Annotated in this window: 9 protein-coding genes; all 9 read right to left on the bottom strand. The window is 58.9% G+C overall.

Annotated elements, in window-relative coordinates; genetic code table 11:
• Positions 1 to 72 precede the first annotated feature (72 nt).
• Positions 73 to 13,218 carry a filamentous haemagglutinin family protein gene (locus AB7E06_RS10150; RefSeq protein WP_427956743.1) on the bottom strand — a complete coding sequence of 4,382 codons (13,146 nt, stop codon included), beginning with the start codon at positions 13,216 to 13,218 and terminating at the stop codon, positions 73 to 75.
• A gap of 140 nt (positions 13,219 to 13,358) precedes the next feature.
• Positions 13,359 to 14,516: a substrate-binding domain-containing protein gene (locus AB7E06_RS10145; protein ID WP_427956741.1), complete on the bottom strand. Its 1,158-nt coding sequence runs from the start codon at positions 14,514 to 14,516 to the stop codon at positions 13,359 to 13,361.
• A gap of 549 nt (positions 14,517 to 15,065) precedes the next feature.
• Positions 15,066 to 16,268, bottom strand: coding sequence for a type II secretion system inner membrane protein GspF (gene gspF, locus AB7E06_RS10140; RefSeq protein ID WP_427956763.1), 1,203 nt, complete (start codon positions 16,266 to 16,268; stop codon positions 15,066 to 15,068).
• 10 nt (positions 16,269 to 16,278) lie between these two features.
• Positions 16,279 to 17,727: a type II secretion system ATPase GspE gene (gene gspE / locus AB7E06_RS10135; protein ID WP_427956738.1), complete on the bottom strand. Its 1,449-nt coding sequence runs from the start codon at positions 17,725 to 17,727 to the stop codon at positions 16,279 to 16,281.
• Positions 17,724 to 18,392 carry a hypothetical protein gene (locus AB7E06_RS10130; RefSeq protein ID WP_427956735.1) on the bottom strand — a complete coding sequence of 223 codons (669 nt, stop codon included), beginning with the start codon at positions 18,390 to 18,392 and terminating at the stop codon, positions 17,724 to 17,726. Before AB7E06_RS10130 ends, gspE begins: the two co-directional genes overlap by 4 nt.
• Positions 18,389 to 21,097, bottom strand: coding sequence for a type II secretion system secretin GspD (gene gspD / locus AB7E06_RS10125; protein WP_427956732.1), 2,709 nt, complete (start codon positions 21,095 to 21,097; stop codon positions 18,389 to 18,391). The genes AB7E06_RS10130 and gspD overlap by 4 nt, the downstream gene beginning before the upstream one ends.
• Entirely contained in the window at positions 21,094 to 21,723 is a 630-nt protein-coding gene (gspM, locus tag AB7E06_RS10120) for a type II secretion system protein GspM (protein ID WP_427956729.1), read from the bottom strand. Before gspM ends, gspD begins: the two co-directional genes overlap by 4 nt.
• Positions 21,720 to 22,949, bottom strand: a complete 1,230-nt coding sequence (gspL, locus tag AB7E06_RS10115; RefSeq protein WP_427956726.1) for a type II secretion system protein GspL — start codon at positions 22,947 to 22,949, stop codon at positions 21,720 to 21,722. The genes gspM and gspL overlap by 4 nt, the downstream gene beginning before the upstream one ends.
• Positions 22,946 to 23,902 carry a type II secretion system minor pseudopilin GspK gene (gene gspK, locus AB7E06_RS10110; RefSeq protein ID WP_427956723.1) on the bottom strand — a complete coding sequence of 319 codons (957 nt, stop codon included), beginning with the start codon at positions 23,900 to 23,902 and terminating at the stop codon, positions 22,946 to 22,948. The genes gspL and gspK overlap by 4 nt, the downstream gene beginning before the upstream one ends.
• Positions 23,903 to 23,949: the final 47 nt, after the last annotated feature.

Below are 23,949 nucleotides of genomic sequence, written 5' to 3'. Positions count from 1 at the left end.
CACTTCGTGTGTGGCTGGTGTCTGACAGGTGCAATGAGCCGTATCTGGCTCCTGCACCTGTCAGCCCACTTGCTACAGTGCTTCGTCGCCAAAGCCCAGGATCTGCACCGAAATCAGCGAAGGCCGATTCTGGCGCGCAGCAGCCTGCTGTTGACGCATGACATCCCCGGCTGCCTGGGTGGCCGACGATGCTGCGGCGCTTGCCGACGACAGCGCGCCGACATTGACGGCTGCCATCACTGGGACGCCCGACGACTCACCCTGGACCTGAATGTTGGCCGCATTGACCACCTGTAGCGCAGCAATGTTGACGTTGCCCGATACCCGGACACCAGCCTCGCCGGCATCAATGGTGCCCAGCGGCGCGATCAGGTCCACATCACCAGGTTCGACCTCGGGAATCGGGTTCAGCGTTGCGATGCCGGCGCCGGTACTGGGCACATCGGGCGAGATCGTCACATTGCCGACGTCATCGTAGACACGACGTGGCGGCGTGTAGACCACCGTGGTCCTCGAACCGCGACCAGCGTTGATGTCTCCCTCGGCCGACCAAGCTAGGATATCGCCACCGAAGGTGGTCATGATCCGACTTTGGCCCAACAGGATACTGTCCCTCGAGTAGAGCTGGATGTTGCCCTGGCCGCGTGTAATGAGGCCGGCAGTGGCGGGAGGTTGAGCGCCCTCCACTCCGTAGGTCTGGGAACCACCCGGTGTCAATACCTGGATGTCGCCACCAATATTGGTATGAATGCCGGCACCGCCGTACATCAAGAGGTTTCCACCGTAAGCGATTTCGTTGCCTTCGGCATCCGCGGTCGGCAACAGCGCAGCTATCGCGTTCCGGCCACGCAGATAGCTGCCCGGGCGGGGGCCATCGGCGTCATTATATTCTCGACCACCGGCACGCAATTCGGCAAAGTATATCTGGCGAGCGAAGATACGTTGTTGCTCGGGCGCCAAGCTGGTGAAGTATGCCAATGCTTCATCCATGACCGATTCTTCACTGCTGGGCACAAAACCATAGCGCTCGCCCAGCCACTTGATCAATTCGGATTCATAGGTCTTGGCGACCATCCCTTCCTGATCAGCCAGCGGCATATCCGGGTCCGCCAAGTACTCAGTAGTTAGGTATTGGGCCAGGAAACCAGAATAGTTCCCGCCATTCGCCCCAAGCCCCACCTGAACAACAATACTCGCACCGGGGCGGCTGTCGCCCGCGACAACAGGTCCGATGCTCGTCAGATTGGCCAGGTTGTTTTGAACGATGTTGCGTCCAGCGCTAATCTCCAAAGTGCCAGGGCCAGCAACGTCGAAGTTGGCATAGAGGATATCGCGACCGGCTTCAATGACGGAGACGTCGTTTGCGTGGTTGTGGACGATCAGATTGCCGGAAGCCGTAACATATGAGGAATCACTGGTGAAGCCATCGAGCAAGGGCAACGTTTCGTCAGCGCGCGTCCCCGTGTAGACGATATCCCGACCCGCACGCACCGCGATCGGGCCAGCCGCCACGTAGTCCGTCTGGCTTGCACGCACACCATAGGTCGGATATTCCACCACAGTGCCGGTGCGCAGGCCAATGATGTCGCCATCCACTGCATAAAAACGCGAGGGCAAGAATTGGACATCGGTGACGCCCACATCACTGCCGATACTGTTGATACCAAAGGCGAATAACGGGTACAGACCAAGGTCCACGGCTGGTGCGTAGGCACTGGTATTACTGACGAGCAGGCTTCCTGAAGTACCATACCCGGCGAATGCCGGATTGAACACCGTGGCGATGCTGGAGGCATCGCCACCGGAACTGCTGATAGCATAGCCACCGCCATAGATCGAGTCACCCGCCAGCAGTTCAATGGTACCTTCGCCAAGCGGGGCCAGCAGCAGGCCACCAGTACCGTTGTAGAGAGACGACTTGAGATAACCCGCCGACGAGCCGTAGTAGATGCTCCCTTCGGCCGCCACAGCGCCGACGTTGCCGGGCAGCAGGAACCAGCCGCCATTGCTCTTGTAATCCCAGTGACTCGTGGCGTTGTTGGCAATAGTCTCGCTTGCGCGGGTATCGAGAGCCAGATTGCCCCCTGCAGATGCCAAACTCAAGGCCGTACTATCAGTCAACAGGCTAAACCAACTCTGGCCAGCTTCTCCAGAATCGGAGGCGCCGCTGAAGGCCGTGTAGTTGCCCGTCGTCTCCACCAGCCCTGCATCGGCGGTACCGCCCAACACCAGATTGCCACGGCTGGAAATGGTGGCCGTGCTGTCGCCTTGCACCAGCATCAGGCCGCCTGTCGCCAGCGACAAGCTGGAGGTGTAGGGATCGGATGCGCGAACTTCCTTGGCACCCTGATTGGCTTGAGTGCCCGAGCTGTTCAGACCGTAGATCTGTTCAATGGTGCCGATCTGGGCAGCCGCCATCGTAATCGGGCCACGCAAGTTGACCAACGCACCGTATAGCTCATGGGTCTGGGCCGTTTGACTGCCTGCGGTCAACCGGCCGCCGGTATAGCTATTCCAGCCACCGCCGATGCGCACATCCAGATCACCGCCGCCGGCCAGGATCAGGCTGCTATCCTCCAGCACGCGCCCGGTGCTGCCCACAGCCAGCACGATACCTTGGCTCCGCGCTGAGGCACTAGTGGAGAGACTGCTGCTGGTAACCATCGCGGTCGAACGAGTCGTAATGACGCCAGCGTTCCCGCCTACTTGGATGGTGGCATTACCTCCCCCGAGTGTTCCTATCCCTGTAAACCCCGTCAAGACTGGCCAGTCGGTATTGGCATAGGTGGAATAAGGGTCGTAGGTATAAGTACCAAAATTGATCCACCACGACGTGGGAACGTACGCCACGCTATCGGTGGTTCCCGTCCCCTGACGCCACAGCCAATTACCTACGCTGGAACTGGCTGTCGTCAATTCTCTACTCGAACTCCAAGAGTCGCCCGTCAGGTCACCGTCAACGGACACCCACAGATTACCCCCCTGATCCGGATACCAGGCCTGATACAGGCTGTGGGCCCCGCTGACCAATGCCTCATACTGCTCAGCCAAGTCGCCTGCATTGGTGCCCAAAACGCTCTTGGTGTTCGGGTCCACACCATTGGCGACGTAACCGCGCGCCCGGTTGTAGGCGGCATCAAGCGTAGCGTCACCCAACGTGCTCTGAGTGCCTGCGGTATATACCCCGTACGGTGACTGCATCGAGAAATCACCGCCAGCGGCGATATCCAGATCACCTTTGCCCGTGCGCAGCACACTGAAAACTGGCGACTTGGGCCTCACCGCGACCAGCACGGGTTCGCCCGAGCCGCCAACCGACACGCACTGTCCTGGCTCGAACTCACAAACGTTGTAGCCGCCCAGTTCCTCGAAATTGACAGGTTTGCCCGGCTCGTACCCCCAGTAGTTTTCGTCCGACCAGACCCACGAGACCTGAACGCATTGCCCAGGCTCAACCGAACACACGTCGTAGCCGCCCAACTCATCGAAGTTAACGGGCGTGCCTGGCTCGTATCCCCAGTAGTTCTCGTCCGACCAATACCAAACGTCGCTGCTGGTCGTTTCCCATTGTTTCTCGGCCGTGTAGTGAGTATCCGCCAGGATCATATTGCCGCCAGCCAAGCTCGTCAGGCGACTATCAACCGCCGTAGTGTCGGCCCCGGCCACCAGGCGCATGCTCCACGATTGCGATCCAGCTGGCAGCATCTCAGCCACTGCCCAGTTGCTACGCGAAATTGTGTTGCCTTCAGCGTCCCGAGGCCGTAAATCCACCGACAAAGTGTCATCAGGTAGCACAACATTGGTGCCGGAGGCGATCAGCGCACCCACCGGCAAGGCCAACGACCCGGACTGCACCATGGTCACCGGCAGCTCCACGCCCTTGGGCCAGGTCAGACTGGCCAGCGTCACCGCCACCGGCAGGCGGGTACCAGCCTGCAACTGCGCGCCGCCCGGCAGGGACATGCCACCCGTCCCCACCAACTTTCCCGCCGGCAGCAGCACACTGCCATCGGCAGCCAGCACATCGACTGCCAGCACCGTGCCCTCGGGCAAGTTCAGCGCGCTGCTCAGTGTGACGGTCTCCGGAAGCGTAGTGCCGCTGGGTAGAGTCACATTGCTGGCCGTGATGGCGTAGTTCAACGTCTTGCCCTGCGGATAGGTCGTACCCACGGCCAGCGTCACGCCTGGCACTGGCACCACCACGTCTCCACCGAAGGCCTGCACGCCCGGGGTCAGCAGCCAGCCATCGTCGTCCGGAGTGGTAGGCGGCGGCGCAAAGCCGTCGTTGATGCTGCCGTAGAGGGACAAGTCGCCGCCGGCGCGCAGGGTCAGTTGCCCCACCTCGCCCGAGCCGTAGATACTGGTTTGCTGGGTGTTGCGGTTCAGACTGGCATAGCGGTGGCCCGACATATCCAGATCACCGCTGACGATCAGGTCTCCATTGAGTGTGGCGCTGACGATCTCCACTGCGGGGCGCAGATGGAAAACCTCGGCATAGTTGCCGTTATTCAGTCCTGCGAGCTTGCTGTCCAGCAGACCGCTGTTGGCCAATGCCGCGTCGATGAAAGCGGTGCTGTCGGCGTGCTTGCCGTCTAGGTAGATCTGGTCGATGACCTGATATGGGCGGCCGCTGGCGGCCTCGTGGCTGCCATCCGGCGCATCGCTATAGGTTTGGCGGCCATAGACAGCGATGGACTTGGCACCCTGGATGTCCAGGTTTCCGCTGGCTTCGATGGCGATGTCGCCATGGGTGGCGGCATCCGCCGTTTGGGCACTGCCCGTGGCATCCAGGCGCGGCGCATACAGTTCTAGTGAGCCCCGGTTCTTGCCATCGCCACCCGTGGATTCGGTGCCGTGACGCAAATCAATGGTCGCTCCCTCGACCAAGGTGAGCATGCCGGCGCCGGCATCAAGTTCAACGAGGGCGCGATTAGGGCTATCGATGATCTTGCCGTAGCCATCCACCCGCAACACGGTGCCGTGGGCGTCGAGCACGGCATCCCCGGTCAGGGCCAGGCCATCCTTACCAGCCAGGCGGATGGAGCCGACCCGCTCGCCGCTGGCGTCGATGATGCCATTGACGGTGAGCGCACCACCGTCTAGCGAGACGTTGATCTCGCTGGCCTTGAGTTCGTCGCCGATGGTCAGGTCACCCTGCTTGAGCTGGAAGCTGCGCTCGCCCAGAAAGCCACCTTCATTGAGCCGGGTATTCAGGGCAGTGAACTCATCGGTCAGGCTGCCGCCACCGCCCAAGTGCTGGGCTGCAATGTCCACACCGCCCGCGCGGTAAGACACCAGGGTGCCGCCCGCATCGTAATGGCCGCTGGCGCTGCCTAGCAGCGCACCCTGGAAGTTCACGCGGCCGGCTGATTCATCCAGCGCGGTAGCGGTCAACACGCCAGCGTTGTTGTACTCCGCTGACAGGTCGATGGTGGAGCCCGCCGCCTGGGTGATGTTGCCCGCCATGCTGCGCAGGATCACGTCGCCACCCCAGCTATAGCTGCCTGTGTCGTACATGGCTATCTCGCGACCGGAGAGATCTAGGTATGCCGCGTCACCCAGGGTGATGTCACCATCGGCCGTGACCGAGAGCTTGCCGCTGGGCAGCGCCACGCTGGTGTCAATCAGGACAGAGAAACCGGTCAGGTTCAGTTCGGCACCGGTTTCCACATTCCCATCCAGGGCAACTACGGAAGCATCGGCTGCGCCGCTTTCAGGGGCCAGCACCTTCAGCGAGCCACCAGCCGTAATGCGGTTGATCGAGCCACCTTTGCCAGTGACCAGCGGAGCAGTAAGGGTCAGGCTGCCACCCTCGTATTGCATACCAGCCGCACCAACGGTCTTCGAGTGATAGACCGCCAACGAACCCTGCTGGCTAGCGGTAAAGCGCTCGCTGGCGTTGAAAGCCACGTCGGCAAAGCCCAGGATGGTGCGCGCGTAATCATCGATCCCGCTGACTTGGGCACGCTCATCGTAGCCGAACTCGATCAGGTCGGCATTAACCACCAAGCTGCCGTTGCCGGTGCCACGTCCGCCGACTACCGGCGTCGGAGCCTCGCCATCGAGCCCAGCCCAAGTAAGCTTGGCGGTGGTGATGCTGGCGGTGTCGCCCGCCTCGCCGTAGCCATAGATGGCTGGCGTGGAAAGCACTAGATTGTCAAGCGTGGAATCGCCGGTACCCGGATCGAGAGTATTCAAGCCGACATTACCGAAGAAGTTGAATGACTCGCCAGCGGTGAGCACCAGCCGCTCCAGCGCCGGAGCGCCGTAGGCAGTATCGCCCTGGAGCAGCCGATCAAGGAGCGACTGGTTGAGCGTCAGGCCAGTGGTGAGGGCGTCGCGCGCGGCGGCCGCAGCCAAGTCCTCGTTGCCGCCTGAATTGACCGTTCCCACGGCTAGCACCAGGTTGCGGGTGCCATAGCGCACAGAATCGTCGAGCTCGAAACTGGACAAGGTCGCCGCCAGAATTGTGCCTTCCGAATACAGTTCGGTGGCACCAGTGCAAGTGGCTCCGCAGACGCCAATCATAATGGGACCAGCGCCGCCGGCTGAAGCGCTGTCAGCTACGGGTGCCAGCATATCGAGCCAGCCGTTGGACGCAGCTACCACTGCGGCATCACCGGGCCGATAAACGTAACCATCGGTCGAATCGTAGGCAACGTCGCCCAGGCCAATGGTGTTGATACCTGCGCCGGCCTCGATGGTAATACCGCCATCAGCATGGGCTGCGATTAGAAACACTTCCGGTGCGCGCAGGATTGCTCCTTCCCGCATAAAGACGGCGCCCGTCTTGCGCTCTACGTTGAGGTAATTGCTCAAGTTCGCACCACTATTGTTTTCGCCATAGCTCGAATACAAGGCTCCACCAATTAGTAGGCGGCTGGCGCTCATGGCATTGAGGTCGTCCGCGTAGATGGAAGCCCCATTAAAACCTTCGGTCGACGAATAACCTGTAGCCAGAATCTCGATGGCACCATTGCTAACGCCTACATCACTGGTCACCAAGCTGGCCGTGCCGCCATAGCCATCTTTATCCGGCGCAAAGTCCACCAGGCCCTCGAAGCTGAAGGAACTCTCAGAAGACGATGGCAAACGAATCGCCAAAGTCCCCGCATCTGCCGGCAACAGCGCACGAACCGTTCCATTGAGCTCCGCCTGAGCTGTCACGAACTCCGTATAGGTGGTCTCGTTGTACTGCGAATAGGTGCGCAGCACGTCGGCAGGCGTGATGATCAGTTGACTGACCAAACTGTCGGCAAGGCTGGTGTTGACCACGCTCAGCACGGCAGAGGCCGTGTAGGAGCCATTGCGCATGGCGATAGCGCGGGAGGAGGCCCAGCCCATAGTCGCGTCATTGACTTCGACGCGAAAAGCACCCGGTAGCAGTGCGTAGTTGGACGGCAGCAGTGTGTAGGTGCCGGCCTCCAAACCGGGAATATCCCCCGTCTGTATGGTAATCTGCTGGCCGACAAGTGGATCGACCGCACCAGTACTATCCGCCGGGGCGTAGGCCGATGAATAGCTAGGCAGAATGGCGTAGACCGGATTAGTTTCCAGGTTCGGCAGAGTGAACCCATCGCTACCGACCTGGACCAGCGGGTTGTAGCGCGCGTCAGTGGAGCCGCCGCGGCCAGAGACAAAGCCCGCACCGACCAGCTCGCCGCCTCCAGAAAGATCCAGTGTGGCGCCATCCTTAACCGCCACGTCCGTCCCAGACAACGTAATTGTCAAGCCATTGCCCACGCCGTTAAAGCTGACTTTCTCATCCAGGTAGTACCAAGTTACCCCGTCGGGAGTTCCGCCATAGGGCATCACTAACCCTGCTGCGCTCACCGAGGTGAGGCTGTCCACTCCAAGCGTGACGACCCTTGTATTGCCGACTCCACCGCCCGAGGAGGCATCCGTACCCACCGTGATCGAACCCATTGGAGCGCGTACTACGCCGTTTTGCTCGATGTTGGCGGCGCTAAGAGTCAGGCTGCCGAATACCGAATAGGGCAATGATGGATCGGCCTCCGCCGCATCATAGCGCTCGATGACCAACCGTCCTTCCGGGTCATAGTTGCTTTCGCTTGCACGTCCCGCCACCACGCGCGCGCCCACTCCGGTTGCCGGATAGATTTGAGCGGCACGCAGCAAGATATCCCCGCTGGACTTCAGGTCCGTTGCCAAAGCTGCACTTCCACCATTCAAGATAGGCTCAGCATCCACGAAACGGACATCGCCGGTGCTGACCAGTTTCATTTGATCGAAACCCGCGCGCTCGACTCGCACCGAGTTCGCCGTCGCGTTGAGACCGGAAGTAACCACCCCCTTGATATCAAGCAGATCGGCCGTCGCACTCAAAGCGGCCCCTGCGGCCAACTTACTTACGCCGCCTTGATAGGACGGACGGTTATAAGTATCGGCCGAGGCCCCATTGTCCGTGATACCGGACAACAGTACATAAGGCGCCGACAGCGACACACTGACCGACGGATCAATACCCTCGGCCACTGCCAACGCGCCGGAATAGATGCGCAATTCTCGGTTCAACGCCAGATCGACGTCACCGCCAAAACTCACTACACCATTGCTGTAGAGCGAAAGCGAGGAAAACCCGCCCCCCAGGACCTGATCGACGCCAAGCACGGCATGACCGTAGACCAATCCTTCCGATTCATCTTCGGCGCCCGCCTCGCGCAGTGGCAGCAGTTTCAACTCTCGCATAGCCATCACTGCGGCATCCGCCGTGGCGCTCCGGTAGTTGGGCGCTTCCAACGCTACCGTCAGGCTACCGCCCGAAGCTTCCCCGCCACCGGTATCGGCCCTTAGCGTGCCGTTCAGGTACAGACCGCTAGCCGATGCGATGCTGATGCTGCCACCATCGCTAACGATGGTACTACTGCCGGCACCATTCACATTCAGCGACACAGATCCACCCGAGGCTTCGATCAACGCCCCGTCCTTGATGATGACGAAGGCATCTGAAGCGAGGGCGCGGCTGCCCGACTCCTGTATTGTGCCGCCGATAACGATGCTACCGCCATTGGTCAGCGTGCCATAGGACCGGCCCAAAATGTCATAGGCCACATATGACGCAGCCGAAGCATCTAGCACTGTATGCGCGCCGAGCATAATGGATCGCTCATTGGCCGAACCATCGGCAAGGCTGTTGCCGTCGGCCAAGATTTTTTCGGGCAAACTGGTCTGAGGCCCAAGCAGACTGATGTTGCCCCCCTTCGCCTGCAATAAGCCATTAACCATAAGGCTTCCGCGGCTGGACAGCGCAATCGACTGCCCTGGATCGACCCGCACTCTTGCCCCCGAGACAACATGCAGGCTTCCACTGTCGCCCACAGTTGCAAGCGATCCGTATCCTGCAGTCAATCCATTTTCAACACCAGCCGCCAGCGACACGCTTGCCCCAGCACGCTGGCTGATCTGGAGCTTTTCGCGGTCCTCTTGGTACAGATCGGGTAGCCAAACTTGCAGCAGATTGGGCGGGCTGCCAGGAGTCAGCGCTGCGGCATTCATACGCAGCACCGGCATAGCTACGTCCAGCGTGGTGTCGGCTACAACCAGGCCGTTATAGCTACGAATGTCATAATTGGAAAAGCCACTCGAAAACAGACCGTCTGACAGGGCGGATGTTTCCGCCACCACTGCCGACCTTACCAGAGAAGTACCTGCCGCCAACCTAGTCCCTGCAAGCACCGCGACGTCAGCCGGAGCAACTTCCCCTGCAGGCGTCATGATAGTCGCAGCCGTTCTTAGCTGCATACCGTCAGGAAAAACATTCTCTTCAACCACGTACCCTTCAAAGTATCCGGCTCCGTAGCTCGAAATACGCACCCTGGATCCCGCTGGAACAACAACACTCCCTGGCGTGGTATAGGAATACACGGTGTAGTCGGTGCCATCTTCGGTCGTTACTCGATTAACTCCGGACCTAGGAACTGGGATAACCCAATCGCCTCCGAGTACATACCAGACGTCCGTCGAGAGTGCCCCTCCCTTCAGAGCCTGACCCGGCTCGGCCGTATACGTTTCATATAAGTAGTCAACTGGCAGAACCTCTCCAACCCTGACCGCATAATCCTCCAAGAGAATGAGATCCACTAGTGTCGATTCGCCGGGTTGCAGCAGGCCATCGGTCTGCAGCAGTTCACCGCCGATAGAAATCGCACTGGCCGCTTCGATTTCCAGCGTGCCGCCGCCGTGAACTCCATAACCACGGATATCACCGTCGAACGTGAGAACTGCCGCCCCATTGCCCGCACCCGTACTTACCAAGCCCGAACCAAGTTGCACATTCCCGCCCGTGCCGCCGACTACGCTTCCATTGGCAAGTACCGTCGCACCTGATGACACGTCGATCAGCGAGCCACTGGCCAGCATCACGCTATCTGTCGAGCGGATACTGATGGTGCCACCATCTGCATAAGCCAAAGTGCTGTTGCTGCGAGCTTCTTCATTGTGCAAACCAGTGACTAGGCCCGTCGCATCCAGCGCGACGCCTTCGCGAATCATAACGCCGCCTTCGATAATGTCCGGAACGGTGATACTGTCGTCAATGACGCCGTATGTCGTACCTTCCGTGGATACCGTCACATATGGCCGCTCAAGCACATTGCCCAGCCGGATAGTACCGCTGTTGGCGGTTAGATTGGCCGCCACATTCACTGCCGGCGCATACAGCAGGATCTCGCCGCCTGGGGCCACTTCTAATATACCCTCGACGGCAACAATTTCCTTGGCAGCGATACGCAGCGCTCCCAGCCCGGACTTGTTCAGCAAGCCGCTATCGAGCACCAGCTTGCCATGGCGGTTTTCCGCTACAGTGTTATTCAGCTGCAATCCATCTGCAATGCTGTCTTCGACTTGGGCCAGCGTTACGCTGTCCAGCACTGGTGACAGCGCATAGCGCAGAAGACCGGCATCGGCATCGTAGATAGGCATGAATTGCCCGATGATCAACTGCCCCGCGCGCGCCACCGCTGTTTGCGACTGGTAGTAGCCGTCTAGCCCGGCCTGCGCCGCTTCTGTCTGAAAATCACCCTGGTATACATCGCTGAAGATGTCACCTTCAAGCGCGGCACTGCCGGTTGCGACCACCAACTTGCCAGAGTCACGACCTACGGTATACCCAGGCTCGTAGCGTCGCGTGGCTCCGACCAAGGGGCTGTAGTAGTTCTCGGTATGCCCCCAACGTTCGCTGGTTGCCTCATACCCTTGATACAATCCTTCATAAAGCAAGTCTCCCGGGGCAGTGGAGAGTTCATACAAACGCCCGTCATTGCCCCTGAGCCAGGTTTGATTGACGTAACCGCTTTGAACGTCGAGCGTACCGCCCGAGAGATTTACAGTGGAGCCGGCCCTTGTGACCAGGTCGCCGCCGGTAACCGTCACCGTACCTCCTTGAGCCATCCACTCACCTACCGTGTGACCGCTCGTAGCTAGGTAGCCACTGACTTCGAGCAAGCCTCCGGCGGTGTACCAGCGTTCGGTTTCGTAACCATTGGTTCCAGCTGGCACGTAGACGAGGCGGCGGCGGTCGACCCAGACGTTGCTATTGTTAAGGTTCTCACTGTCCCGATTGACCGAGCTGTCGCGCTGCTCATTCCCCTGCACGTTGATAGCGATGTTGTTGGACTCCATCGCAACCTGCACACCGACGGCACCAGAGACGTCAAGCGTGGCACCATCGTCGACCAGTGTGCGCCTGGTAGCCGAGACCGCGATCTCGCCGCCTGTGGCCAAAGTTAGGGAACCTCCTTGGAACTCAACCGTATTACCGCTGACGATCTCAATACGCGAAAGGCCAGATCGATCAACGATGGTGCTTAGGTTATCGAAGTTGCCAGTGGCCAATTGGTTGGCGACATTTCCATCCAGTTTCCCCAGAGCTGCATCGCGCTGGCTGTCCATTGCGGTTTTTTCAGTGTCAACCACCAGCACCGCTGTGGTGGCCCCATCAGCGAATGTTACTTTGCCCGTGCTGTCGCTGGCGCGGTTGGAGAGATGAACGGTGCCCCGCTTGTTTGTTGTGGTGGTGGCTACGGCGACGCCGGCCTGCAAGACTTCATGCCCGGTGAGGCTGATGTCGCCCGTGGAAGCGATGATCAGGCCGGTGTTGACAGCTCGCCCGGCCGTACTGTTGGTCATGCGTACCGTGGAAACCTCATTACCCGCCGTAGTGGAATCGACGTTGGCATCCGTGCCCACGCCCTTGCGAATGAAGAAGCTGTCGCCGGCTGCCAGCACAGCCTGGCCCGAAGCTGTAGTGATCTGACCGGCATTGGCGACATTGGCTCCAAGCATTAGCACATAGCCGCCATCGGTAGTGGAAGACACTGGAGAGTGCGTATTGATCTGAGCGCCGGCATGGAGCACGACGTCACCGCGTGCATCAGTGAAGGTGGGTTGGGTGCCGTTGGTGTTCACGTAAAGGCCATTGTTCGAGAACTGGCTGTCGGTGATGCCCCCCGCAGCGACTACCAAATTACGCACATTGACCTGACTGCTGCCGGTAAAAATGATCCCGTTCTGGTTGACCACCATTACAGTACCATCCCCCTGGATTGTCCCAAGGATCTGACTGGGTGTGGCCTCTACGCCGACCACGCGATTGAGTACGGCATCGGTGCTGTTCTGCTGGAAATCGACCGTGGTATCGCGGCCAACGTTGAAGGTATCCCAATTGAGAATAGCCTTGCTCTCGGTCTGCTTGATGACCACTTTCGTCCGGCCATCCACCACCGTCTGCGCTGCCCGGTCGGCTCCTGTCCACGGCAGTTGATTGCCCTCGGCATCACGATCCCAAAGTCCTCCTTGGATCAAACCGTTGGGCACACCCGTCACTGCAATGCTGGCTGCATCGCGTGCCGCGCGTTGCGCGGCCTGCTGAGCGGCAATCGCTGCCGCCGTTCGCTCCAGGTTGGCCACCGACCTCTGCAAGGTCTGTCGCGCAACCTGTTGCTGACGCAGCTTAGCCGCTTCCATTCCGGCATTGGCTTCTGCCACACCTCCGTGGCGCGCGCTGCGCGCTGAACTGGCACCCTGCGACGTGGAGAACCACGCACTCCCAACCGGCGTGGCAGACTGAGCTGCCACTGGAACCATAGCCAACCCCATCACCACAAGAGTGAGAGCTTCAGCAAGAGGGGAGAGGCGCAACCGTCCGCTCACGGGCTCGCCAGAACGCAGAGAAGAAATGGCGGAACGGGTATTGGCCATGTTGTAGGTTCTCCGTATCTATTTAAAGTGTGAATACACCAAAAGGCCAGCCGGATGCTTGCGCACCCGGCGGCCCAGTTCGAACTCCGCAAAAGACAATGACGCTGTCACTACCCTTGTGGATTTTTCATGTACAAGACTTACGAGGGACGACCTTGAACGCCATTGCAATTGTTGGCGTTGCCAAACTGCAGGTTTCGGCTGGTGCCGACCAGGAACTCTTCCTCGATAGCCTCGTTCCACGCAGGCGGGAGCTTGACGAAGTTGTGACTCGTGATCTTGGCGTCATATGCACCGTTGTTGAGCTTGGTGACGAAGTCCTTGATCGCGGCCCCCTTGCTACCCGCAATGAAGCCACCGGCGTAGCACTGCCCAACCAGCAGGTTGGTAGTGCCGAAAATCGGATAGGCCGCTGTCGGGAGACTGTAGGCCGGAACCCAGTTCACGGGATTGCTACGTGCGGCACCCACGGGAGGAGCCGGCAAGGCAGCTTGGATGCTCGCCGCATTAGGGAGGTGACCGTTGATCTTGGCGACAACGCTGTTGTCGTTTCCGGTGTAGTCGACATCCGGGCTCAGGTAACCCACGCGGCCTTCCGACGCAGTACCTTCATTGAAGGCATTCGAAACACCGCCGCTACCAGTGCGACCAACCCAGTGGCTAGGAATGGTACCGCCGGGCAGAGCGCCCGCCACCACGGTGGCGAAATTGGTGTTCTTCACGAAGCCCTTACCCGGGCACGCAGCGACCAGATAGTTGCTGAGTAGCTCGGTGGTACCGCTGCCTTCGAGACGGTATACGACGTTGACCAGCCCACCACCCGGCGTGCCAATGGTTCCTTCCGGAGCCGTCAGTTCATTCCACGTGTAGGCGGGATCGGAATAGAGCTCGCACAGGCGATTGTCCGTAATGTTGAGGTTAGCAAGGCCCGAACGCTTGTACGGGATCAGAACAGCAGTAGCCACCGCCGGCACTTGGATCAGCGGCCCCCACGAAGCACGGTTCGAACCGTTGTAGGCGCCGTACTCAGGAGTGGTCAGCGCTGAATCACTACCGGCGAAGTTCACGGTGTTGGTGGTGGTCAGGAAGCGGCTTTTACCCGAGCTGCTACCACCGCCCGCATAGGTCCAAGTGCCGATGACACCATTGGCACCGCCAGTGCTGAAGATGTCTTCATACAGCGGCTGCGGCAGGGTCGCTCCAGCACCGTTGACGCTCTGCGCCGAAGCAGCGCCAACTGCCATCATCATGCCAGTCGCGACGACCGCGGACAGCGCCTTGAGTTTGAACGTTTTCATCAGAATTGCTCCTTTGCAATTAATGAATCTGAGACAAAAAAATACTAACTAACCAACCATAAGGGCGTCGCATTAGCTATCTCGTTCACAACGCCCGTCACCCTTTGGGCCGACATGTCACCATTGCTTTGGCGACGGTTCCATTGTGAAGATCCAAGGTGACGTGGCGACTAAATAAAATCCCCAACACGAATAAAAATTCTCCCGATAATTCGGGCACTTACATTGAATAGTGATAGCTTGACATGGCCCGCCACCCTAGCTCTCCAACACAGCAAGAAAGACACGTAAAGGCTTGTAATTCCACGCATCCTGATGTGCTGCCGCACTGCGTCCCTGCATGGGATACTTGCGCCAAAGCGCCGCTCGGAATCTGCGCCATGCACGCCGTTCTCCCGACTTTTGAAATACAGCTCCCGAATACAAGCCCTCGTAGACCAAAACGACGCTCCACAATCTCTCCTGGGAGAACACAAGCCGCAAAACTCATCGTCTGTTTCATCGGAAAAAGGAATTGAGCCAACTCATTTCGAGCACCCGTACCATTCATCACTGCACCATCTGATTGATTTCCATGATCGGTAGCAATACCGCCAGCACGATCATCATTACTACGCCGCCCATGCCCAAAATCATCATGGGCTCAAGTACAGCACTGAGACGGGTAGCGCGACGCTCCAGGTCGCGCGATAAGTTCGTAGCCGCACGATCCAGCATTGGGGCCAGCGCACCGGTCTTCTCTCCACTAGCAACCAGGTGGATCAAATTGGATGGGAAGACCTTTTGCACACGTAATGCGCTGGCCAGCGGCGCACCTTCTCTTACCCGCGCCGTGGTATCGGCCACACATGCTTTGAGCCGTTCATTGCCCATGGTCTGCCGAGCTGCTTCAAGCGCACGCAGCAGTGGCACACCGGCGTCCATCAAGATCGCCAACGTCGACGCAAAACGCGCCGTATTCACGCCCAGCACGTACCGCCCGACCATCGGCAAGCGCAGCACGGCAGCGTGCCAGCGCAAACGCACACCGTCGTCTCGAAGCGTCCAGCGCCAAAAAGCAAATAGACCTATCAGCACAGCGGCCGTCAGAAAACCCCAGTCCCTCACGTAGTGGCTGGCGGCCAGCATGACCAGCGTGATCGTGGGTAATTCCTGGCGGGCCTGCGAGAACGCACCGACCACCTGCGGCACGACATAGCTCAACAAGAAAATCACTATGCCAACGGAGACGCACGCAATGACGCCAGGATAAATAAAGGCGGTCAGCATCTTGCTGCGCAAGTTGTCGCGATTCTCCAGGTAATCGGCAAGCCGTTCCATGACGCGCGCCAGATCACCCGAATCCTCACCGGCGCTGATCAGAGCTCGATAAATTGAGGGAAAGTCGCGCGGCCTCTGGCCGAGCGCATCGGCCAGCCTCATCCCCCCGCGCACCTGGTCGCGCACCACGATCAATGCCTCGGCGACGACCTTCTTTTCCGCTTGCTCAATGGTGGCGCTCAGTGCGCCTTCCAGCGGCAGGCTCGCGCCAAGCAGGCTCGCCAGTTCTCGGGTCGCCCAGCACAGGTCCGCTGCACTTAAGGCCGGGCTGAGCCACGACAGGTTGGTGCCAGCAGAGACCTCGCGCACGTCCAGCGCGGTCAGCCCGCGGTCACGCAGTTGTAGCCGTACCGCACGCGTTGACTCAGCCTCCATCGACCCTGTTTGGGTCTGGCCGGTAGCATTGGCGGCTTCAAAATGGAAACGAGGCATCATCGTGCTCCTATCCCTCGTCCCGGGTCACGCGAAGGATCTCTTCGGGTGTAGTAACACCGGCACTGACCCAACGCTGCCCATCTTCACGCATGGAACGCATGCCGCGTCTGCGAGCAGCATCGCGCATCGCCTGTTCATTGCCGCCGTCGTGAATGATGCGGCGGATCTCATCGTCGATAACAAAGAGCTCATGGATACCTGTTCGCCCCTTGAAGCCAGAGTTATTGCAGTGCACGCAGCCCACGGGCACCCAGCGCACAACGCCGTCTGGTAAGGTTTCTTGTCGCTTGCATTCCGAACATAGGCGACGCACCAGACGTTGGGCCAGCACGCCAAGCAAGGATGAAGACAACAGAAATGGTTCGATCCCCATGTCGGTCATGCGCGTGACAGCGGATACCGCATCGTTGGTGTGCAGCGAGGCCAGCACGCCGTGCCCGGTCAGCGACGACTGCACAGCGATCTGGGCAGTCTCCAGGTCGCGGATTTCACCGATCATGATGTTGTCCGGGTCCTGACGTAATGCTGCGCGCAAGGCGGCGCCGAAGCTCATGCCGATTTTGCTGTGGACGGGTATCTGGTTGATTCCGGGTAGGTCGTACTCCACCGGGTCCTCGACCGTCAGGATGTTACTGACGCTCTTGTCAAGCTGCCCCAGCGCAGCGTAAAGCGTTGTGGTCTTACCGCTACCGGTAGGGCCAGTGACTAACACGATGCCATGCGGCTGACGGATAAGCCGAGTAAGCTCCTCCAGCGTATCCGTGGCGAGACCCAGTTTTTGGAGCTGCAAGCGCCCAGAATCCTTCTCCAACAATCGCAGCACGGCTCTTTCGCCATGCACGGTAGGCACAGTGGAGACTCGTACATCAATTGGTCGGCCGGCCACCCGCAGGGTGATTCGGCCATCCTGAGGAGTGCGCTTTTCGGCGATGTCAAGCTGCGACATGATCTTGATGCGAGAGATCAACGCCGCGTGCAGGGCTTTACGTGGCGAGACCACGTCGCGCAAGGTGCCGTCCACTCGGTAACGCACCACTGAGTGCGTTTCGAACGCCTCGAAATGAACGTCGCTGGCACCGTCACGAGCAGCTTGAGTCAAGAGGGCGTTGATCATACGAATCACGGGCGCGTCGTCTTGAGCATCAAGCAAATCGGTGACGGCTGGCATGTCCTGCATCAACCGTTCGAGATCGACCTCGGATTCAGCCGCACCAACAACTTCGGCCGCACTACCGGCTTCCGCGTACGTCGCAGCAAGCAACGCATCCATCTGCTTGTCTTCGACCTCATGCCAACCCGCGATGCCAGTCTGACGCGCAGCTTCTGCCAATGCCCATCCAGGGGTATGCGAGCTAATCACAAGTTGAGGCTCGTCGCCGTCCTTACGCACGACGATGCGCTGAGCGCGAGCCCAAGCGTGCGGAAGAATCGGGATGACGTGCGACAAGGCATTCATCTCAACTCGGCCTCCACGTAGCGACGAAGTTGTTGCACTGCCTCCTTCGTCCCCCAAAGAAGCTCCTTCTCCTCCTGCGGACTCAACAGGGCCTCGTCAAGTGCCCGAACTGTCGAGCGCCAACGTCTGTCGACCGCCTCGGGAGCATCAAACAGATAGGCTTGAAGACGATTGCATGACTCGTCCCTTTGGCGTGGCCGGCGTCTTTGAATCAGGCGATACAAAATGGCGGCATACAAATTTGTGGCCTCACCAACGAACAACCAACCCGTTACACTGGCCCACGTTGTGCTTGCAGATAGTCTTTGGCGTGTGATCGGAGGAAAGCTGACGCCCAGCGCGCTCAGCGCATATTCGAGCTTCAGAAGTTGGCGACGCTGATGGCAATCTGCCGCCAGAACTCGCAAATCCGGTCTGCCATAGACCGCGTCGAGGTCTCGTTGCAGCAGATAGAGAACCCTTAGAAACGCACCATAGCGCCGGCTGCTCTCAACACCCTTTACTTCGATCTGCATATCCAAGGCCTCATAGGCACCTTCCACAATCGTTCCAAGGTGCCAGCTGCGTCTTGCAGTCTTCTCAACTCCATCGTGTTTCGTCTCATGAGAGGCCCGTCTCAACAGCAAACAGCTTTGATCAACACAGGTAGGTTGCACAGTGCTCATGGCGTCACCACCAGTTCTGGTCGATACCCCAGTTCGCGCAGTACTTGCGTAGAGTTGTCCACAGCGCGCGAGTCCCGCGGTAAATCGACACGAACGGCGTAGCCTGTTCCACCCGGCCCCACCACGATATATGCGGGCAAACCACTGATGCGGACTCGCTGGGCGATACGCGTCGCATCTCCTTCCTGCTGAACATCAGCAATCTGCACCACTGTTTTGTTGATAGAGCGTGGGGCGTAAAGTGCCGCGGGATCGCTACTCAATCCGACGTTCGCCGGCAGTCGTGAACGTGCGATGGACGACACGTCCTCGGGAGGTAGGGGCTGTTCCCTGATATCAGTTGTCACTACTGTGGGAGGCGCCTCCTGGTCCCGAGTGGTCTCCCATTGCTCGGGACGAAGATCCACAGAAGGCTTTCCGGCAACAGGCATATTGACAGGAGGAAGGATGGGGGCCGTCATATCTGGCAACAGGGGATGTCGGCCGGGTTGCACCAGGCTTTGCACTGATCGCATAAAGTTGTAGCGATCCTGCGTCAATCCACGTCCAGCATTGGCGTCCCTGATCACATAAGGACGCAGGAAAATCATCAGATTGGTCTTAACGCGCTGACGACTCTCGTAGCGAAACAGGTGCCCCAAAATCGGTATGGCACCCAACACGGGTACAGCGTCGGTGGTACTTTGCACACTGTCTTCGAGCAGACCACCGAGCACCATAATTTGGCCGTCATCGAGCAGGACGCTGGTATCCAGAGCACGCTTGTTGGTCACGATGCCCCCGATACCCGAGTTCTGCTCATCAATGCTGCTGACTTCCTGATAAATATCGAGTTTGACCGTACCTCCTTCTGATATCTGTGGCCGAATCTGGAGCTTCAATCCAACATCCTCTCTCTCGACTGTTTGGAACGGATTTTCAGAACTCCCGCCACCGGGGGTGATGTACTGGCCACTGACAAAGGGCACGGTTTTGCCCACCATGATCGAGGCCTCTTCGTTGTCCAGCGTGAGGATATTCGGTGTGGAAAGAATGTTCGCTCCGCCTTTGGTCTGGAGCGCACGCGCGAGGACTTCAAGATTCATGATCTCCCCCACGCCAGGCAGATTGATCGTCCCGTCAATAATGCCTAGGCTCAAACCTTTCGGAAGCAGATCAATAGAGTTGGTGGCGCGGGTGTTCAAGCCAGCGCCACCCAAATTGGTTCCGCCGATAAAGCGCCCACCTTGACGCATCCACTGAATGCCCAGCTCCGAGGCATCGCTCTCTGTCACCTCGACGATCAAGCTTTCAACGAGTACCTGCGCTCGCCGTTGATCGAGCAGGTCGATTACCCTGCGCAGACTTCGATACATCGGTTCGGGAGCAGAGATGATGAGCGTATTGGTGGTCGCGTCAGCTTGGACCGTCACGCCGTTGACCGAGAATGCGGTGCTGCCGTGCTGCCCCGAAACACCTGCTTCATTCGCAGTCGCGCCAAAACGTTGGCTACCACCTGCTGTAATCCCTGCGCCTGCGGCGGAGCTGCCGCTTGTACTGCTACCCCCAACTCCCGTATTACCCCCCGCCCCACTGAGCATGCCTCCGCCGCCCAGCGCAGCACGAGCGCTATTGTCACTACCTAGCGCCATATCTCCCGAATCGCCAGTCAGTAGCCCCCGCAAGACAGCCGCCAATGCAGTGGATTGAGCGTTGCGCAAATACACTACATGCAAATTCCCAGGATCCTCCTGGGCATTGTCCAACTGCACGATCAGATCGCGAGCCAAAGCTGTACGCGCGGGACTGCTGGAGCGAATCACGACACTATTGGAACGGGGATCAGCCAATACAGCGACGTCCTGTCTCGCGTTCTGGCCGCTTCCCTGCTGCTGAAGGAGATCGTTGGCAAGGCCAGCAATATCAACAGCAACCCCGTTGTAGACCTTGACAACTTCGGTATCGAGTGAGGCGGGCGTATCAATACTTTCAATGATCCGCGCAATGCGCTCAAGATTATCAACGTAATCGGTAATGACGATGGTGTTGTTGGCTTGATAGGCTGTAATGCTGTTCTCTGGCGCAATCATCGGCTTTAATACCGAGATCAACGCCTCAGCGTTCTCATAGGCTAGGCGAAACGTCCTAGTCGCGATACCGCCACCCACTTCCGGGTCATCGACGGCCCCACCTTGTAACTTGGCGTCAGCCACGGGCACTACACGGCTAACATCTCCAACATCTACGATAGTGAAGCCTTGCATACGCAACGCTGATGCCAGCATGCTGTACGCAGTGCCAGAATCAATTTCACCATCAGAGACAAGTGAAATCTGGCCTTTCACACGGGGGTCCATGAGAAAATTTCTGCCCAGAAAGCGCGAGAGTGCAGCAATGACTGCATCAATCTCTGCATTGTCGAAGTTCAGTACGACCTTGTCGTCAACATCTTGAGCCGGCCTCCGGGCTTGAGCGGGGTTGACGGTTGGACGCCCTGAACCTACTGGGCGGATGACGCGGGCATTGATACCTGGCGAAGTCGATGACGATGAATGATTGGAGACGGAAACGGGGCGAGCGCTCGCACTCGGCTCACCAGAGCTGGATACATAGGTGCCTTCCCGAAAGAGCGGCTCTTCATTGCCGGTAGTGGCGCATCCCGCCAGAACCAAGCACGATAAAAGCGCATACCTCCTGATGGCGATACCCGCGCCGTCATACTTCATGATCCGTTCCTTGGTTGTTGCTGCTGTTCTGCGAGGGTGACGGTAGCTGTGATCTGGCTTGTCTGTGCAGCAGGAGTACTGTGATCACGCTGGAGCGTTACCTGCTTTACGCTCAGACCAATCGTTGGAGGCGCGATCATCAGCCATGCTACGAGCTGCGTGGACGTCACTGGATGCTCGATCTGCACTACAATTTCTGAGCCACTGCTACGCACCTGATAAGCACCGTCGAAGCCACGCTGCTCAAGGCTTTCCCTGATGCGCTCGGAGGCCGACTGCGTAAATGCGCCGCTGGCGGAAGGTGGAGCACTGACGTCTGCGAGGACGTCCTGCAGCGCCACTGCCTGCGATCGCAGACGTGGCATTTCGTCCGCCCAGTAACGCAAAGAATCGAGCGCCGGCTTCGTGAACAGCAGCCAGAGCACCGCCGCAATGAGGACGCCCAGCATCACAAGAACCTGCTGGCGTTCGCGGGATCTCAAGCCATGCCATCGGTTCACTGCCTGAGACACTGACGGCTGTACACGATTGCGCCAGCGAGTGATAACGGCATTGGCGGGCGCAATGAACTTTCGGATGGATTTCGCTACACCTTGAGATCGAAACAGAGATAGCCGTCCGGTCATGATGCCGGCTCCACACGGATAGCTGGAGTAGAGTCCTTTTGCTCCGGGGCAAGCACACGCAAACGCAATCCGCCACCATCCGCCTCGACGGCAATACCGCGCTCACTCGCTGTCGTTTGCAGGCTCTCCAGCTCGCTTGACTTGAGCATGGCCCCGTCGCGCCAAGCTATCTGCAACTGTCCACTTCGATACTCAAGTCTCTCCACCTGACCATTCGCCTGAGCGAGCAGCAATGTGGCTCCACGCGCCATGGTGGCAAAATCATCCGACATCACCGAACCCAGGCCAGCTTGACGCGCGTCACGCAGCTGGCGCGCTTGCTGCAAAGGATTGAGTACTACGGACAGCTCTGGGAAAGCGGACTTGACCTGGGCCGCCATCGCTCGTTTAAGTGCCTGACCTTCATCTTCTACACGGTCGGCATAAAGGTTGAGGCCCACCAGCCAAACCAACGCAACGATTGCGCTCCATGCCATCGCTGGATGTTGCCAACTCGCTCCGCGCTTCTGCAAGAAGCTTTCTGCACGTGGCAACTCCCAACGCCAGCCAGTACCACTCCACATCCTCGACTCGCCGTCCGCGACAGCAATGGCATTACCCTCGTGATGCCACTCCACCTGAGCTGCCTCTGGAACGATGGCCCTTATCCGAGCCTCAAGCTTTGTGATATCCCTGGAACACTCGGGAACAGGCAACAGCGCTCCGAAATTGCTCCCTGTGCGAACAACCAACCAATCATCAAGAATCGCGGCACTCACAGCACTATCTTGGTCCGAACTGTCCGGCGCAGGTAGTAAGGCGGGCGGCGGGAACACGGCATCGACACGGAGCCCATGCTGCACCAGTTGCTCTAAATACCTCGCTATCTGTGCTTTTGCCATCCAGGCAATGGGGACTTTGCCGTCGTCGCTCCTTTGACCGAATCCTATTGTCAGGCTCAGTGGAGAAGTTAATGCCAACAACTCCACCGCACCGTAGACCGCCGATCGCATCTTTTTGCCTGACAACGGCGGCAGATCACTTTCGATCATCGAGATATCGACTGGATGCGGGAAAACCTCCAAACGCTTGATCTGAAACCTCGCTGCGATGTCACCTAGGCTATTGAATTTTTCGCTATACCATGCCCCGTCCGATTGACGCCAGGCACATCGCAAGTACGCCAATGTGTCGACTTTACTTGGTGATAAAACGATACGTAGCAGGTCAACTTTGGTGGTTGTCATACACCCTCCCTCAGCCACACCACTTGAGGGAGGGACTTCTTGTCGTCATGCAACAGAGCCTGTACCGCTAGCGTTGTACGCGGCGTCCGTAGAGCACCTGACAGCCGGAACCACTGGCTTGTGATACCGATGAGAATCTCGGTCTCGTCGATCTCTGGCATCTGCAGCCTGTTCGCGAAATCACCGCGGTTAATAAACCATTGGCCGCTATTGCGTGCGGCAAGCATGGCCTTGGCGCGATCAAACGATAAGCCTGGTACCCACGCAGCTAGCACTTCCGGCCCTGCAGTATTGGCGTTGATCCACGTACGTTGCGGCAGGACAGTCACGTACGGTCGCAAAAGCGCCACAATGTTGGGGTTGAGTCCAGGTTCACCCAGCAGGTCGTCAAGGTCGCGTAGCCGGGGAGCTTGTTCTCGACTGCTCAACATATCAATGCCCAGATTTTGTGCCGCAGCGCGAGCAACCTTGATCTCCGCTTCAGCAAGCGACAGCCCAGAATGCCGATCCGCTTCGACCAAGCTAACAATCACACGCCGAGCAATCCGGTTCGCCTGATCCCTGGGGACGCCCACCAGATCACACAAACGTAGGAAGGCAGCACTCTCGCCCGGGTCGACCTGGCCAGCCTCAACGAGGTTGCGAAGATTGAACTTGGATTGTTCGTCGATGATTTCGCTAAAGACAAGCGCCCGCTCCCCCCCGAGCTCCCCGATCACAGCACCCGCTACGGGCCGCGCCCAAAGCCCATCCAATCGCGTGGCGGCATCTCGCTGGGCATCGGCATAAAGAGCCGTTTGCGCACGGCTAACCTCTCCTTGGAGCAGCCAGCGAGCCTGAGTTTGGGTCTGGCCAGCCTGTGCCGCGCGAATCGCAGTCGCCTGTCGCGCCATCAACGCGGCAGCCAGAACCGCCACGATGGCGACAACGACAAGCACAGCGATAACAGCCATGCCTCGCTGATCATGGTCATGATGCCGTTTTGGTGTTAAACACCGCG

This window comes from Alcaligenes sp. (assembly GCF_050255915.1).
Classification (GTDB): Bacteria; Pseudomonadota; Gammaproteobacteria; order Burkholderiales; family Burkholderiaceae_B; genus Alcaligenes; species Alcaligenes aquatilis.
Note: the sequence above shows the minus strand (reverse complement) of the source record. Positions and strands in the feature narration are given on the sequence as shown.